Raw genomic sequence first — 17592 nt, forward strand, 5'->3', positions numbered from 1 at the left:
CCCAAAATTTGCCTTAAGTACAATACAAAGCAAAAAGTCGAGCTGTCTTTTTAATGACAGTTCGACTTTTTGTTATATATTATTTCTGCTCTATCTTATTTCCAAAAGTCATCAAAAACGGTGATTGGTAAATGACGCTTATGCATAGAACGATTATAGAAACCTTCAATTTTTTCTTGAGCTTCCTCAGGTACCGTTTTACCTTCTAAATAATCATCAATTACTTCATACGTTACTCCAAGTGCAACTTCATCTGGTAGAGCTGGTCTGTTTTCTTCCAAATCAGCTGTTGGGACTTTCGTATAAAGATGCTCAGGACAACCTAATTCTTTTAATAATTGCTTACCTTGACGCTTGTTTAGGCGAAAGATTGGGGTGATATCTACTCCACCATCCCCGTATTTTGTATAGAAACCAGTTACCGCTTCTGCAGCATGATCGGTACCAAGAACTACTCCATTATGCATAGCTGCAATAGAGTATTGAGCTTTCATACGCTCGCGAGCTTTTTCGTTCCCTTTAGCGAAATCGGATAGGATGATACCGGCATCTTCTAAAGCTTTATCGCTAGCATCTACTGCTTCTTTTATATTGATCGTCACTCGTTTACTTGGTCTTATAAAATCGAGTGCATCCTGACGATCTGGTTCATCAAATTGAACACCATATGGCAAGCTTACTGCTATAAATGAATATTTATCCTCACCAAGCTCTTTATTTAATTCGTCTATCGTGAGCTGTGCAAGTTTACCAACTAATGTAGAATCCTGACCACCAGAAATACCTAAAACCATACTAGTTAAAAATGGATGTTTTTTTAAATAGTCCTTCATAAAATCGATACTAATACGTATTTCTTTTTGTACATCAATGGTCGGGTTCACTTTTAACGCTGCTATAATTTCTTGTTGTTTAGCTGACATTAATACCTACCTCCATTTTGATCAATAAAATTGTGTTCCATCTCCTTGATCTCTTGAATATTACGCATTTTATTATCCCAACATTTTTGACTTAAATCCACTGGATACTCCTCGGGATTTAGTGAACGTTTATACTCTTCCCATAATAAATCAAGGTTATCATGAGCGTATTCTCGAACCTTGGATAACTCAGGTATATCATAGATTATTTGACCATTTTCGATCACTTTTACATGTAAATCCCTTGCTTCAAAATTCGTCACAAACTTAGAGACAAATGTATGCACTGGATGGAACATCTTTAAACGTTCCTCATGCGTAGGATCCTCGTCGTGCATCGTAATATAGTCGCCTTCCGCTTTCCCATTTTCTTTATCTATAATTCGATATAGTTTTTTCTGACCTGGAGTTGTAACTTTTTCAGTAGTAGAAGAAATTTTAATCGTATCTTCCATTACCCCAGCTTCGTTTTCTATCGAAACAATTTTATAAACAGCTCCAAGTGCTGGCTGATCATATCCAGTTATTAGCTTCGTACCAATACCCCAGCTATCAACCTTAGCTCCCTGTGCTTTTAGGTTTAGAATTGTATATTCATCCAGATCATTGGAAACAACAATTTTTGCATCATGGAATCCGGCTTGATCTAACATTTTTCTTGCTTCCTTCGATAAAAAGGAAATATCACCTGAATCTAGTCGAATACCGATGAAGTTAATCTTATCGCCAAGCTCTTTTGCCACTTTTATAGCTGTTGGCACTCCCGTTTTCAACGTATTATATGTATCCACTAAAAATACGCAATCTTTATGTCGCTTCGCATAAGAATGAAAAGCTTCATATTCATTTTTATATGCTTGTACTAGCGAATGAGCATGCGTGCCAGTAACAGGAATTCCAAACATTTTCCCAGCACGAACATTACTAGTTCCATCTATCCCGCCTATGTATGCAGCTCTAGTACCCCAAATGGCCGCATCCATTTCTTGCGCACGCCTTGAACCAAACTCCATTGCAACTTCATCTTTTATCACCTGTTTAATTCGAGATCCTTTTGTCGCTATCAACGTTTGGTAATTGACAATATTAAGTAAAGCTGTTTCCACAAGTTGTGCTTCCGCAAGCGTTGACTCAATTCTAATAATCGGTTCGTTTGGGAATACAAGCTCCCCTTCTACCATTGAATACACATTTCCAGTGAAACGAACAGTACGTAAATAAGCTATAAAGTCTTCTCTATATCCAAGCTCATCTTGTAAGTAAGCTAAATCACTATCGGTAAAATGAAAGTTTCGCAAATAATCGAGACATCTTTCCAGCCCCGCAAAAACTCCATAACCATTACCAAATGGAAGTTTGCGGAAAAATAGCTCAAATACCGCTTTTCGTTCATGCATATTATCTGCCCAATAGGCCTCTACCATATTTATTTGATATAAGTCTGTATGTAATGCTAAACCGTCATCTGGATAATTTTTTTTCATGAAAATCCCCTTCTCCATAACTATTGAACTAAGTATACACTATTTACCCTTTTTCTTGGCAAGTAATCATCTCTAAGGAGTGGAAGCAAACCATTCAGAGAAACACATACTTAGTAGAGCGTTAATGACACAGATTTTGTTGCTTATAGAGTGTAGCGTATAATTTTATGGCAATATGCCATCACGAATAAAACCAGACATCCAGGGATGACTGGTTTTAAATTTATTAATCGCCTAACGGAGAAATGACAGTAGCTACGTACTCCGCTATCGCATCTATTTCTTCTGCTGTAAGTGTATCCTTAAATGATGGCATTGCGCCTTTGCCGTTTATTATACGATCAATCACTTCCTCTTTGTTTTCTGCTACTGTACTATTTTGCAAGTTTGGACCATTGTGTCCATTAGCACCTTGATCTCCGTGACAAGCTATACAGCTATTTTTGTAACTAGTAAGCCCAGTATCTACACTTACCGTTACTTCAGTTTCCACTTTAGCGGCTTTACCTTTTGCCGAGGCATCTATAACCTGCCCTTCTTGTAAAGCTCCTCCTAATTTAAATGTATAAACTTTGTCGCCATGCTTTGTTCCAGCAAGTGCATTCCCAGCAACATAAATAGAAATATACTGTTCGCCATCTATTTCATAAGTAACAGATGGCGCATTCGCACCTGCATCCATCATATATTCCCAAACTTGCCCTCCTGTTTTTGCATCAAAAGCTATTAAACGTCCGTCATTATGTCCAACAAATACTAAATTTCCAGCAGTTGTTAAAACTCCACTATATGCAATTGCATCCCAATCAACTTGCCATACAATTTTGTTTGTTTTAACATCCATTGCTGTAATAGTTCCTCGTTGAGGAGCATTGGAAACAGGTGCCATAATACTTCCTATATACATTGAGCCTTCCTCATAAGCGGCCTCATCTTCTTTGGAAAGTGCCACATAAGTATCATTGCCTAGTACATAAAATAGTTCCGTGTCTGGGTTATATGCAGATGGCGGCCAGTTTGCTCCACCTTGAGGACTTGGTTTTAGAGTAACCGGCACATCCCAGAAAGGTGTAAAAATATCACCTATTTCACCTTCAAAGGTATTAACTAAATCTCGTTCAATGTCTTCCTCAGTTACACCTTGAGGGACAAATGCATCTCCTACCGGGAATGGTTGAGTCGCAGCTGTTTTTTGTCGTTCATCTTGAGGCACTGGTTTTTCCTCAATACCTACAAGTGGAGTACCGTCTGTACGATCTAAGAAATAAATCCACCCAGTTTTACCGGCCTGCCCGAGTCCTTTACGCATTTCTCCATCTTTTTCAACATCAAAAAGAATAACTGGATTTGCAGGATCCATATCCCATATATCGTGATGCACTTCTTGAAAGTGCCATACATACTCGCCGTTTTCCGCATTTACCGCTACTACAGAGTTGGCATATAAATTATCGCCCTCACGATTACTCCCGTCTAAATCTGGAGCGGTATTACCTGTAGCAAAGTAAATGTAACCTAGTTCTGGGTCAACTGCTGGAGTATTCCAAACCGGCCCTCCACCTGTTAACCAAGCATCATTATCTGATGGCCAAGTATCTCCATGTTCGTCAGCTGGTCCTGGAATCGTATAAAATCTCCATACTTCTGATCCTAAGTCAGAATCGTAAGCCATTACACGACCACGTATACCATATTCTCCACCAGCTACCCCAGTATAAACTTTACCGTTGTAGTAAAGTGGTGCACTTGTTACTGTATATCCTTCTTCCCATTCCGCTACTGTTGTTTCCCATAGTAATTCACCTGTTTTTTGATCAAGTGCGATTAAACGTGCATCAAGCAAACCCGCGTATACTTTTCCATCGCCGACTGCAACCCCGCGCGTTGTCCACCCACAGCATACAGTATCCATTTCTTGAGGAATTTCTGGAGTATATGCCCAAATTTGTTCTCCTGTTTTTGCGTCAATTGCAAAAATATCATTAGCCCCTGTGGCAATATACATTATTCCTTCTACAACAATTGGCGTTGCTTCACCAGAATATTTATTTTCTGCTCCAGAACCTAAGCTTGAAACCCAGGTAGGTTTTAAATCCACAATGTTTTCAGTAGTAATTTGGTTTAGCATAGAATAGCGTCTGTTGTAGTAATCTCCACCATGTGTTGTCCACTCTGTAGAAGCATAATTTACAACTTCATCATCATTTGATGGACTAGGTTCAACTTGGCCTTCTTTATCAGGTTCTTCTTTTACTGTAATGCTGGCATATGGAACTTCATCGTTTCCATCATCCGATTTTTCAAAGTTTACTACTAGAAATACCATAAAAAAAGCTACAAAAATACTTAATGAACCTATAAAGATTAGTGCGGATACCGATAATCCCCTACTTCGCATCTGACCCTCCCTCCAACCTGTTGAAATGTGCTGATTAAATAGTTTATGTTTCGAATTTGAAAGAAATGCCGTTCCTTCTGAAATCGAACCAAATAAAAAACTGTTCCAGAGTTTAGACCCTGGAACAGTTTTCTTTATAATATTCTTATTTAGTTAAGTCCTTGCAACCTTCATAGATTAGATCAAATAACTCTTGAATATCGTTTTCTTCTACACAGGAGAATGCTACTCGGATATCTGTTTGATTGCTCGCGATTACACCTACACCGTATTGATCGAGTAAATGCAGTCTTAAAGTTTCAGCATCCACTGAATTTAACTTCAAGCACATGAAGTAACCAGAATTGAACGGATAGTATGTCCAGTATGGTGCGTACTTTTCATCCGCTAAGACCTGCTTCGTTTTTATAGCTCGACCTTGCATGATTTGGAATTTCTCTTCTTTTTCTTGTAAAAACTCTTCGGATTGAAGCGACTCTAAAAGAATTGTTTGAGAAATATGAGATCCGCTTGAAATAGTCCCACGAATGATACCTTTTGTTTTTTGTTCTAAAGCATCTAGTGTATCTGGATCAGCTGCATACGTGATAAATCCTACACGTAATCCCCAAACGTAGTTTTCTTTCGTCGCACCATCAATTTTTACTGGCAGAATATTCATATGGCTGTCTGCTAGTAATCCGAACAATGATTCCTTAATAGAATCCTCATAAAATAATCCAAAATAAGCATCATCTAGTAAAACAACTAATTTCAATCCACCTTCAGCAGCATCCTTCAACACTTGGACGATTGCTTCAGCTTCTTCTACAGAAGGAGTAAAACCAGTAGGATTGTTAGGAAAGTTTAACAATACAATCGCTTTTTCCGTTTGCTTAGCAATTGTTTCACGGAAGGCTTCTACATGGAAACCGCCGGCTTCGTTGAATAGAGGGAAAGTCTCGACACGTCCGCCTCTTCTTACTTGGAATACAGTATTGTAATTACCCCAGTATTGCTGTGGTGTTACTAATACATCACCAGCATCCATGAACAAGTCTGCAGCGATACTTAAGCCGTGTGTTAGTGCACTTGTCACAATCGGTGTGCCAATCGATTTACCTTTCATAGAAGGGTTATCTACTAAAAGTTTTTCTTTCCATATTGATCGTAAAGCTTCCTTACCTTGAGGAGCTGCATATGGATATATATCATTTGGCTTATAATCTAGTTTGTTTTGTATATGACGGAAATGCATCGGTTCGCCATTTTCCGTTGCGATTCCAATGGTAGCATTAAATCGATGTGCTTTTTTCCCTGCTTCTGCACTTTGACTTAAAATACCTTTCGGATAGTATAAGTTTTTACCTAAGTCCGATAACATATTATAAATAGCTGGATTTTCATTTTGCATTTTCTCGTTTAATTGGGCTGCTAAAGCATTCATCTATTGGTCCCTCCGAAATGTTTGATTTAAAAATATTGTACTCTATTTACCTAAAGTATAATACCCTTTCATAAATTATATCGTTCTAACCTTGTTACTGCTTCAACTCTAAAATGACAGGACAATGATCACTTCCAAGGACATGAGCATCTATAGAAGCGTCCTTTAATAAGGGGGCAATTGTTTCAGAGGCAATAAAGTAATCAATCCTCCACCCTATATTCCGCTCTCTCACCTTACTCATATAGGACCACCAAGTGTAGGCACCCTCTTTGTCTGGATAAAAATAACGAAATGTATCTACAAATCCTTCTGAAAGTAAAGCTGTCATTTTGCCACGTTCTTCTTCTGTAAACCCAGAGTTTCCTCTATTAGACTTAGCATTTTTCAAATCTATATCCCCGTGAGCCACATTTAAATCGCCACAAATGATAACAGGTTTTATCGCATCTAACATATTCAAATAGTTACGCATTTCATCTTCCCATTCAAGTCGATAAGGAAGTCTTGTTAAATCTCGTTTTGCATTAGGCGTATATACATTCACCAAATAAAATTGGTCATACTCAAGCGTAATAATTCTACCTTCATCCTCTGAATCATTATCCCCAACTCCATATTTCACAGACAACGGTTTTACCTTGGTGAACACTGCGGTTCCAGAATACCCCTTTTTCAAAGCGTAATTCCAATACTGCTCATACCCATCTAATGATAGTTCTATTTGACCTGCTTGTAGCTTCGTTTCCTGTAAACAGAAAATATCTGCATTTACTTCATTAAAATATTCCAAAAATCCTTTTTTCACGCAGGCTCTTAAGCCATTCACATTCCATGAAACCAACTTCATTTTATTTCCTCCAAAATAGAAACCTATGTAACTAGTTTTATGTTAATCATAACAAAATCTTAGTTTAACGAAAAACAATTGGTATCCTAGGCTTTGCAGGCTATTAAATGAGAACCATAATGTGATCGGTCATCCTCTTACTTTTTAGACATCCTCAGTAATACGAATATTGCAATAGCCAGCGCAAATAATCCAAACAAAATAACCAATGAAATAGCTCCGAATGCTAGTAAACTCATATGTATACCCCCTATGCAGTTTCTTTCCTTTATTATATTTCTTTATTGAAAATACACAAGGTGTCTATCGTTAAAAGACCCTTACTACAAGCATGAGGGGAGTATGTTGAACGTACAAACACAATCCAATTGCACGCATCCACAACAATAAAAAAACCTGCTCAAGAAAGAGCAGGGTTTTTACTGTTAATATGGATCGGCTTCATGACCTTTTTTGACCGCTTGTTCTGGTGCTTGATCTCCGCCTTTATTTCCTAACGGTTTTTGAGAGGAACCATTATTTTTAGCTTGAGCAAGTCCTTCCCTTAAATGTCGCCCATAATCGGCATCCGCTTCCTCCGCTAGTGCAATCATTTTCTCTTGAATTCGCGGGTCACATGCAGATAGGTCATTTACTAAATTAGAGATGAGCTCCGTTTTTTCCCATTGTTCAAATTGGCGATAAGTTTCCCCAGCTTGCTTGGTATTACTTTGACGATCGATGGATTCGCGAACTAAGTTTCCTTTTATCATAGGAGTATATTCTTTGCCTACCTGTGTTGCTTCCTTTAATCCATCTAATATAGAAGGCTCATAGTTGATATGTGGATTTTGGAAAGGTCCTCTATCTAACCGGTACGCCATCTGTCCTCCCTTTTGATTGGTTGCGACGCGCTTCTTAGGAGCATTGATTGGAAGCTGTAAATAGTTCGCTCCAACACGATGTCGCTGAGTATCCGAGTACGAAAATGTGCGACCTTGCAGCATTTTATCGTCTGAAAAGTCTAACCCATCTACGAGCACCCCTGTACCAAACGCCGCCTGCTCCACTTCTGTAAAGTAATCCTCAGGGTTTCTATCTAACACCATTTTGCCCACGGCTTTCCATGGAAATAAATCTTCTGGCCAAAGCTTCGTATCATCTAATGGATCAAAATCGAGCTCTGGATGATCATCATCGCTCATCGTTTGAACTAGAAGCTCCCATTCAGGAAAGTCACCTTTTTCAATTGCATCATATAAATCTTGTGTGGCATGATTAAAGTTCTTTGCCTGAATTTCCTCTGCTTCCTTTTGAGTTAAATTTCGTATACCTTGCTTGGGTTCCCAGTGATATTTTACGAGTACTGCTTTACCTTCATTGTTTACCCATTTATACGTATTCACACCAGAGCCTTGCATCATTCGATAATTTGCTGGAATTCCCCACGGCGAATATACAAAGGTAACCATATGGAAGGACTCAGGTGAACTAGCACAAAAGTCAAAGAAGCGTTCAGAATCCTGAATATTCGTTACAGGATCTGGCTTAAACGCATGAATCATATCTGGGAACTTTATCGCATCACGAATAAAGAATATTTTTAAATTATTCCCTACTAAATCCCAGTTTCCATCCTCTGTATAAAATTTAACTGCAAATCCGCGTGGATCACGCAATGTTTCTGGAGAATGTCCTCCATGAATAACGGAAGAAAATCTAACAAATACAGGAGTTTTCTTTCCTTTTACCTGAAACAGCTTAGCTCGAGTATATTTAGAAACTTCCTCGTCCCCAACAGCACCGTAAGCTTCGAAATAACCATGCGCACCTGCACCCCTTGCATGTACGACGCGCTCTGGTACTTGTTCCCTGTCAAAGTGACTAATTTTTTCAATGAAATCATAGTTTTCTAAAGTTGCTGGCCCTCTGTTTCCGACAGTTCTAATATGCTGATTATTCGTTACAGGATGCCCCTGTCTATTAGTGAGCGTATCCTCATTTTCCACATTTGTCTCGTTATTTGGTTGCTCTTCTGCCATTCTTCATCCTCCTAAACATTATAGATAGAATTTACATTCCCCTATATACTGTCCAGAACGATGAGTAAATATTCCAAAATTACATAAAGCTTGCTATCGAAAACGCATACTTTCTCCAAACTGATACATGAATAGGTTGTTCTACGTTCCTTTTACTACTTACATATGTTTGAAGATTTCCTTTAAATTTTAAGGTTAATGCTGAAAGTTGTTCAAAGTGATGCGGTTGTGCCAAAGGTGGCGCAATATGAAATCGCGAAGATGGACATTCTTTCATAATAGTAGCGACAAATTGAGAACAAAAGAAAGCATTCTCACGTTCCATTTCAATATTTACTGCAACTAACACCAAACCTATTAGATTATATTTGTATAATTGCTTTTGCTGTTCCATTTGGCTAATTTTACTCTTCATCCGCATATATTCAGAATCTGTAACTTCGCACTCATAAATGGCACAGGTAGCTCTTTGGAACAGTCCTTCAACAGGATTTTCCTTTACGAAACCCCCATTGAATGGATTATGACTACTTTTCCGACCAAAGCTATACATTTCATTTAATTCCTCATCAAAAGCAATAGAAGCATGGTTTAATTCTTTTCTTGTGTACATGCCAATCGCCTTCGAAAATAGTGTACCCGTATTGCTAAGAATGATATAAATCTTTTTCCCCATTTTTGCCACCTCGTTCATAAGAGACATTTTTGCCTCTTTTCTATTATTTTAATCATGCTCTATCTGCTAATTATTCCATACGTACTTAAGGTGGAAAATTACTAAGACCTAAGACGTATATGATTAACAATTAGATTCCTAGTTAAATAGGGGCGAAAAAAAATAGTCATCTTTGAATGCTATACTTTCCATCCATTTTGTATATCCGCTTAAAATAACCGGAAATTTATAATAAACTTAAAGAGCTATCTAACCGCAAGAAGATCAATATCTAGACTTAGATTTAGTATATACAGATGAATATGGAGATTTACTTATCCGTGTAGTTGGACCATAAATGTAATGAATTTTTAGTAGAAAAATGGTATGAAGTAGTAAAGGAAATGAAAGCACACATTATTGACACAATCCCAATCGCTGTTCACTTTGGTGGAAGATCCACATTCTAGCATGATGGGAGATAGCCCTGATAACTTTGCTATCAATAATGACATGCTAATGTCGGATGTAGAAAATTTAATCGTTTGTGGAGCTTCGGCATTCCCTCATTTCAATCCAACAAATCCAACACCATACAAATGTAGGTATGTTAGCTTATCGAGCAGTTGAAGGTATGGTCGAATACTAAAAAAAACGTCGTTTTTACATTTTTGCACGGAATGTGTTATATTAATAACGATTCTATATATAGAAGGAGGAGATTCTATGCCAAACATAGGAATACCCGGTTTAATACTTGTATTAATTATTGCTTTGATTATCTTTGGTCCATCTAAATTACCTCAATTAGGCAAAGCAGTTGGACAAACATTAAAAGAATTCAAAACCTCGACTCGAGATATTATAAATGATGAAGAAAAAGATGATAAGAAAGTCGAAGCATCTGAAGTAAACCTAGACAAGAAATAAAACTGGTTGGTCCTGACATCCGTCAAGACCAACTTTTTTATTATTAGACTTGAGTCAATTCATAATCTGCCTTTTCCACGATATTTGTGACAGTTACATTATTGTATCCTTTTTTCTTTCACCTGCTGGACAAAATGCTCTTTAAAGAAATTTTGTTCTTCGCTATTGAGTGATTTTCTGAATTGATGAGCATTCCTCCATTGTTTTATACATAGTGAAAATTATACATGATTAGCCTACCTTGAACCAAACTCTTTTAAGTTCGTCCATATTCCTATATCTGTTTAAAAGGAGTACTCGTATGCGTTCTTTTCTACTATTTACATATTTACAGGCACTATCTTGTATATTTCCAGTAATCATATTTGCAGCTCTAGCCCTTTCAAAATTTGTAGCTATCCCATTTATTCCTAGATACGACTTTATCCTCCTCATTTGTATAATTGGACAAGTATTTATGCTTGTTTCAAAATTAGAGACTTGGGATGAGTTTAAGGTAATTTGTTTATTTCATATTATTGGTCTTGGTTTAGAGTTATATAAAGTACATATGGGTTCTTGGTCATATCCAGAGGAGGCATATAGTAAGGTGGGTGGCGTGCCTTTATATAGCGGATTTATGTATGCTAGTGTTGCGAGTTATATTTGTCAAAGTTGGCGAAGAATGAATCTACATATGTATAATTGGCCGAAACCAATTTGGGCAGTTGGAATTAGCACTCTTATCTATTTCAATTTTTTTACCCATCATTTTACTTATGACATTCGTTGGGTTCTTAAATGCTTACTTTTAATCATCTTTTTCCGCACAGTAGTAACTTTTCAATTGAAGGAAAAGGTTTTTAAAATGCCCATGATTCTCGCATTTTTATTGATTGGTTTCTTTATTTGGATCGCTGAAAATATCGTGACCTTTTTAGGAGCATGGCAATACCCTAACCAAGCGGAAACTTGGTCTCTCGTCCATATCGGGAAAATTAGCTCGTGGTTTTTACTAGTGATTATTAGCGTAATTATCGTTGCACAATTGAAACGAGTGAAGAGTCGTACTTTGTGATTGTTGTTTTGTTTAGGTGATTGATTATTGTTCAGCATTAATCGATTTCATCATCATAAAAACACTGCCAAGAAGGCAGTGTTTTATTTTTAATCTACAACAAAGTACCTAGCATCTGGATGTGCAAATACAATGGCAGAAACGGATGCTTCTGGTTCCATCATGAATTCTTCAGTAAGCTCTACTCCAATGATTTCAGGTTTTATCAAGCCAAACAGTTTTGCTTGATCATCTAGATTTGGACAGGCTGGATAGCCGAAGGAAAATCGCTGGCCTTGGTATTTTGCAGCAAAACGATCGCGCATGGTAAAATCGGTTGCATCAGGAAAACCCCATTGGTCTCGGATTTCTTGATGAATTCGTTCGGCAAATCCCTCTGCTAGTTCTAGCGCAGTTGCTTGTAATGCATGACTTTCTAAGAATTTCCCTTGTTCTTTCAGTTTTGCTGCTTCCCCACGAACTCCATGTCCCGCAGTAACTAACATTAGTGCCACATAATCCATTTCTCCTCTATCTACAGATTTTAAATAATCTGCTAGACAAAGGAATGGTTGGGCAGATTGACGTGGGAATGTGAAACGCTCGATTTCTGTTTTCGAGTCGGTTGGGTCATAGATAATTACATCATCTCCATCCGCTTGTGCAGGGAAAAATTGATATACCCCTTGTGGCTTCAAAATATCCGATTGTAAATATCCAGTGACTAATTCATGTAAAGTTGTTGCCCGCTCGTCTTTCTCTGCTAATAGTTTTTCACTATACCCTTTTAATCCTAAATGATGACCTATCAATGTTCGCATATTCACATATGGGTGTAAGTGCGCGACGGAGTAATCCTTTAGTACATGTCTACGAACATCCTTTGGTACATATACCCGAACATCATCACGTACGGTTTTTACTGGTTTTTCTAAAACAGCCACTGCCTGCTTTGCTGAGCGATTAGCTTCTGCAATTTTTCTTTTTTCCTGTTGAACACCAAGTTCGACTAATAAAGTCTCTTTATCCTCTTCATTTTGCAATCGATTGGCAAGATCTAGTCCCTGCATCGCATCTTTTGCATATAGGACTGGTCCATCATATTGAGCGGAAATTTTCGTTTCCGTAAAACGACGAGAGAGAGCTGCCCCCCCTACAAGTATAGGGACATCAATACCTGCTTCTTTAAAATCTTGAGCAGTAATAACCATTTGCTGTGCTGACTTTACAAGGAGTCCAGAAAGTCCAATAATATCGGGCTTTTCCTTTCGAATAACCTCTATTAAAGTCGCTGGAGTTACTTTAATTCCGACATCGATTACTTTATATCCATTGTTACTTAATATGATGTCTACTAAGTTTTTTCCGATATCATGCACATCGCCCTTAACAGTAGCTAGAACGATTTTACCTTTACCAGAGTCATCCTCTTTTTTCTCCATGAACTGCTCCAAATAAGCAACAGATGCCTTCATTACACCTGCACTTTGAAGAACCTCTGCAACTATTAACTGATTGTCATTAAACAGTCGCCCTACTTCAGCCATCCCCTTCATCAAAGGGCCATTAATGACATCTAGCGGAGCATCATACATTTGAAGTGCAGCTTCTAAATCAGGGATAAGTCCCTCTTTTGTCCCCTCAATAACATAATAAGCAAGACGTTCTGGTACTGTTTTTGGTATATCATCCTCGGTCTTTTCTTTCTTTTTATCGCGGTAAAAATCGGTAAAATCAGCAAGTGTCTGATCAGTCGTTGTAAATAATAGCTCATTTGCCATGTCGATTTCCAGTTTAGGAATAGACGCATATCTTTCAAGCTTTTCAGTATTTACAATCGCGTAGTCCAGTCCAGCTTGCGTACAGTGGTATAAATAGACAGCATTCAGCACTTCACGACCAACTGGTGGAAGACCAAATGATACATTACTAACTCCTAAAATAGTCAATGCTCGTGGTAGCTTCTCTTTTATTAGACGGATACCTTCAATTGTCTCAACTGCTGATCCTATATATTGTTGGTCTCCTGTTCCGACTGGGAATACAAGAGGATCAAAAATTATATCTTCTGGTGCAAGTCCCCATTTATTTACTAGTAAATCATAGGAACGTTCTGCGATTTCTAACTTCCTCTCCCTTGTCACTGCCATTCCTACTTCATCAATTGTTCCAACTACTACTGCCGCACCGTACTTTTTCACTAGAGGCATTACTGCTTCAAATCGCTCTTCCCCGTCCTCTAAGTTAATGGAATTGATGATTGCTTTTCCTTGGGAATATTTAAGTGCTACTTCTATTACTTTTTCATCTGTCGAATCAATAACAAGTGGTACTTTAACTTTTTTCACGACCTCTTTCATGAAGTTAGTCATATCCTCTAGTTCATCGCGGTCGGGATTTGCGAGGCAAATATCAATAACATGAGCTCCACCTTTAACCTGTGCTCGCGCAATTTCAGATGCTTCTTCAAACTTTTCATCCACGATTAAACGTTTAAACTTCCGAGAACCTATTACATTCGTACGCTCCCCTATAAATAAAGGACGCATTGACTCATCATATTGAAGAGGCTCAATTCCAGAAACAACATGCCCTTGTCGACCCGACTCTACCGGTTTACGTGGAGCAAGATCTTGTACTGCTTCTCGGACTGCTCGAATATGAGCAGGGGTCGTTCCACAGCATCCACCCACAACATTCAACCATCCCTTTTCGGCAAAGCCTCTTAGCTTTTTAGAGAGTGATTCTGGAGATTCATGGTAATGCCCTTCTTCATCTGGTAAGCCGGCATTTGGATAACAGCTCACATATCCATCCGACAACTCAGATAACGAGCGGATATGATCTGTCATAAATTCTGGTCCTGTCGCACAATTTAAGCCTACCGAAAGTGGTTTAATATGCTCGATTGAAATATAGAACGCTTCGATACTTTGCCCTGCAAGTGTCGTTCCCATTGGTTCAATGGTTCCTGAAATCATAATAGGTAGCTCTTTATTCAATTCCTTAAACGCCTGTTTGATACCTATTGTTGCAGCCTTCACATTCAGCATATCTTGACTAGTTTCCAGTAAGATAACATCTACTCCACCTTCTACTAAAGCCTTTGCTTGCACATAAAAGTCGTTCGTAAGTTCATCGAATGTGATACCACCTGTGACTGATAATGTTTTTGTCGTCGGTCCAATTGCCCCCGCTACAAATCTCGGCCAATCCGAAGTAGAAAATTCCTCTGCACATATTTTAGCTAGCTGGGCTGCTCGAAAGTTAATATCATGTGCTTGATTACCGAGATCATATTCATTTAACACGACAGGAGTCCCACCAAATGTATTCGTACAAATAATATCAGCTCCAGCAGCTAAATATTCACGATGGACGTGTTCAATAACATCCGGTTTTACTATATTTAAATACTCATTACAACCGTCGTATTCATCCCCTCCGAAATCTTCGGGATTAAGATCTGCATTTTGAATCATCGTTCCCATTGCACCGTCAATAATTAGTATTCTTTCCTGGAGTTGTTGCTCAATTAGATGTTTGGACATAGCTGAACCCTCTCTCTTTCTTTCGATCAATCTCTTGAATATAATGAATTAATTCAAGAGACATATCGTATCGGAAAAATGGCGTAATTATATAAATACCGTTGAATAGCTTCGCTGCTGTATCTATTAATTCCTTTGAAATTTGGATACCTTCTGCAGTAGCTAGCTCTCTATCATCTCCACATAAACGCATACGCTCCAGTACCTCTTCGGACAATTTTATACCTGGCACTTCATTGTGAAGGAATTCTGAATTACGACTATTAGTCAGTGGCATAATTCCAATGAAAATAGGGGTTGATAAATGCTTAGTCGCTTCATAAATTTCATGAATTTTATCTTTCGAGTAGACAGGTTGTGTGATGAAATAATCTGCTCCACATTCTATTTTCTTCTCTAGTCGCTTCACTGCACGGTCCAGAACACGAACGTTCGGATTAAAAGCAGCAGCTACGGAGAAATTAGCTTTTTTTCGTAGTGACTTTCCTGAGAAAGAAATACCTTCGTTTAATTGTTTGATTAGTTGTATCAATTCTAGGCTTGATACATCATAAACACTTGTTGCTCCAGGGAAATCACCAATTTTCGTCGGGTCTCCTGTTACAGCAAGAATATCATGGATTCCAAGCGCATCCAGCCCCATTAAATGAGATTGAAGACCGATTAAATTACGATCACGGCATGTAATATGAGCAAGCGGTCTAATATTTTTTTGGTGCTTTAACATCGAGCCCATTGCCATATTACTAATACGCGGGGAGGCTAATGAGTTATCCGCCATTGTCACTGCATCAATTCCAGCAGCATATAGTTTTTCCGAACCTTCCATGAATGTAGTCGTGTCAAGGTGACGAGGAGTGTCTAGCTCAACAATAATCGTCCTTTCTGTTTTTGCTTTTTCATGGAGAGCCAGTGTGTTAGTCGGCTTGGCGTCTTGAATAATAATCGGCTTTCTGTTTTCAACAACCTTACTCGTAATCGGTGCTAAATGACCAATATGTTTTTTTACTGCTTCGATATGCTTTGGTGTCGTCCCGCAGCAACCTCCTATTAGTCGTACTCCAGCATCCCTAAGATATAACGCCGCTTTTCCAAAATATTCAGCATCGGACTCATAGACAATTCGCCCTTCATCTATATCCAGTAAACTCGCATTTGGATAAGCAGAGAGAAAAGCCTTATTCGGAAGGTTTACTCCTTCAAATGCTTGAATTGTATGATGGGGACCTAGTCGACAGTTGACTCCAACTATGTTCGCCCCAATTGCTTCAAGCTGAAGTAGAGCATCATTAAGTGGTAAGCCATTTTGAAGAATACCGGGCTCATGCATGGATACTTGGGCTATAATTGGTATATCAGTTAAGGTACGAAGATAAGTCACAGTAGTCTTTAATTCTTCCAAGTCATAATAGGTTTCGAGTAATAAACCATCTGGATCTCCCGCTAACAGTTGGATGGCTTGCTGATCAAGTGAATGGATAATCTCATCGAGAGTGGCATCACTTTTCCGAATTCCTCGAATGCCCCCAATCGTACCGAGGACAAATTGGTTGCCCGGTGCAGCAGCTCTTTTAGCAATTTGGATAGCCGCTTCATTTATTTCTTTCAGTTGGTTTTCTAGCCCGTAACGCGCCAATTTAATGGCATTCGCTCCATACGTATTCGTTTGAATAATATCTGCTCCGGCCTCAATATAATCCTGATGTATCTTCTCAATAATTTCCGGCTTTTGAATGTTTAATTCCTCATTGCAATAGTCAATTCCGTACGAATAAAGTAGCGTACCCATTGCCCCATCCGCTGTCAGTATAGACGACTGTAATTTCTCTAATAACCTCATTTGTATCCATCCTCTCCATATAAAAAAGCCTTCCATGAAAAGAAGGCTTTACGAGTATGCTAGATACCACCTTCTCATCTTTCAGACTTTGTAAAGTCTGCTGGATTTAGCACCTGACCAATTAATTGGCTGGTTGCTGAAGCTTCGTAGGGCCAGTCCCTCGGCTTCTCTTGATAAGAATTTCATTATTCAATTTTTTAATTAAACATATCGTACCTTTATTCCACTAAAGCGTCAAGATGTGTTTTGAATTTTCTATACACTTCGCTAAGTGTTTATTTATCCTATTTAAGTGATTTTCTTCTTCATTCTAGCGATTCTTCGCTTCATTCTAGTGATTCTCCACTACATTCTAGCGATTCTCCACTACATTCTAGCGATTCTCCACTACATTCTAGCGATTCTCCACTACATTCTAGCGATTCTCCACTACATTCTAGCGATTCTCCACTACATTCTAGCGATTCTCCACTACATT

General features: G+C 38.4%; 12 protein-coding genes and 1 riboswitch. Of the genes, 3 read left to right on the forward strand and 9 right to left on the reverse strand.

The features are described 5' to 3' along the window. Positions 1-95: 95 nt before the first annotated feature. The 7 genes from nadE to ACQCPR_RS16330 form a co-directional block, all read right to left on the reverse strand. Positions 96-923 (reverse strand): ammonia-dependent NAD(+) synthetase, encoded by an 828-nt coding sequence (gene nadE, locus ACQCPR_RS16300; RefSeq protein WP_090569109.1) that lies wholly within the window; start codon positions 921-923, stop codon positions 96-98. Next, entirely contained in the window at positions 923-2407 is a 1485-nt protein-coding gene (locus ACQCPR_RS16305) for a nicotinate phosphoribosyltransferase (protein ID WP_093496736.1), read from the reverse strand. The genes nadE and ACQCPR_RS16305 overlap by 1 nt, the downstream gene beginning before the upstream one ends. A 226-nt stretch (positions 2408-2633) precedes the next feature. Then, on the reverse strand, positions 2634-4805 hold the full coding sequence (locus ACQCPR_RS16310) for a PQQ-binding-like beta-propeller repeat protein (RefSeq protein ID WP_427137555.1): 2172 nt from the start codon (positions 4803-4805) through the stop codon (positions 2634-2636). A gap of 145 nt (positions 4806-4950) precedes the next feature. After that, complete coding sequence (locus ACQCPR_RS16315; protein WP_090569101.1) at positions 4951-6231, reverse strand: aminotransferase class I/II-fold pyridoxal phosphate-dependent enzyme; 1281 nt, start codon at positions 6229-6231, stop codon at positions 4951-4953. Between the two features lie 94 nt (positions 6232-6325). Further along, entirely contained in the window at positions 6326-7081 is a 756-nt protein-coding gene (locus ACQCPR_RS16320; RefSeq protein ID WP_090569097.1) for an exodeoxyribonuclease III, read from the reverse strand. Between the two features lie 425 nt (positions 7082-7506). After that, positions 7507-9102, reverse strand: a complete 1596-nt coding sequence (locus tag ACQCPR_RS16325; protein WP_090569094.1) for a catalase — start codon at positions 9100-9102, stop codon at positions 7507-7509. 79 nt (positions 9103-9181) lie between these two features. Then, a complete protein-coding gene (locus ACQCPR_RS16330; protein ID WP_139176027.1) occupies positions 9182-9778 on the reverse strand; it encodes a hypothetical protein in 597 nt (198 codons plus the stop codon). Positions 9779-10231: 453 nt separating this feature from the next. Here ACQCPR_RS16330 and ACQCPR_RS16335 point away from each other — a divergent pair, with 453 nt between their 5' ends. The 3 genes from ACQCPR_RS16335 to ACQCPR_RS16345 all read left to right on the forward strand — a co-directional run bounded on the left by ACQCPR_RS16335 (position 10232) and on the right by ACQCPR_RS16345 (position 11744). Further along, positions 10232-10387 (forward strand): GMC oxidoreductase, encoded by a 156-nt coding sequence (locus ACQCPR_RS16335; protein ID WP_427138961.1) that lies wholly within the window; start codon positions 10232-10234, stop codon positions 10385-10387. Between the two features lie 96 nt (positions 10388-10483). Further along, on the forward strand, positions 10484-10687 hold the full coding sequence (gene tatA / locus ACQCPR_RS16340; RefSeq protein WP_090569087.1) for a twin-arginine translocase TatA/TatE family subunit: 204 nt from the start codon (positions 10484-10486) through the stop codon (positions 10685-10687). Positions 10688-10988: 301 nt separating this feature from the next. Then, positions 10989-11744, forward strand: a complete 756-nt coding sequence (locus ACQCPR_RS16345; protein ID WP_090569084.1) for a DUF817 domain-containing protein — start codon at positions 10989-10991, stop codon at positions 11742-11744. A gap of 89 nt (positions 11745-11833) precedes the next feature. Here the strand turns inward: ACQCPR_RS16345 and metH are convergent, their stop codons facing one another. After that, a complete protein-coding gene (gene metH, locus ACQCPR_RS16350; RefSeq protein WP_427137556.1) occupies positions 11834-15274 on the reverse strand; it encodes a methionine synthase in 3441 nt (1146 codons plus the stop codon). Beyond that, positions 15255-17114: a bifunctional homocysteine S-methyltransferase/methylenetetrahydrofolate reductase gene (locus ACQCPR_RS16355; RefSeq protein ID WP_427137557.1), complete on the reverse strand. Its 1860-nt coding sequence runs from the start codon at positions 17112-17114 to the stop codon at positions 15255-15257. Before ACQCPR_RS16355 ends, metH begins: the two co-directional genes overlap by 20 nt. Before the next feature lie 71 nt (positions 17115-17185). Continuing rightward, a riboswitch (SAM riboswitch) is annotated at positions 17186-17294 on the reverse strand. Positions 17295-17592 lie beyond the last annotated feature (298 nt).

Source organism: Psychrobacillus psychrodurans, assembly GCF_050209195.1.
Taxonomy (GTDB): Bacteria; Bacillota; Bacilli; order Bacillales_A; family Planococcaceae; genus Psychrobacillus; species Psychrobacillus psychrodurans.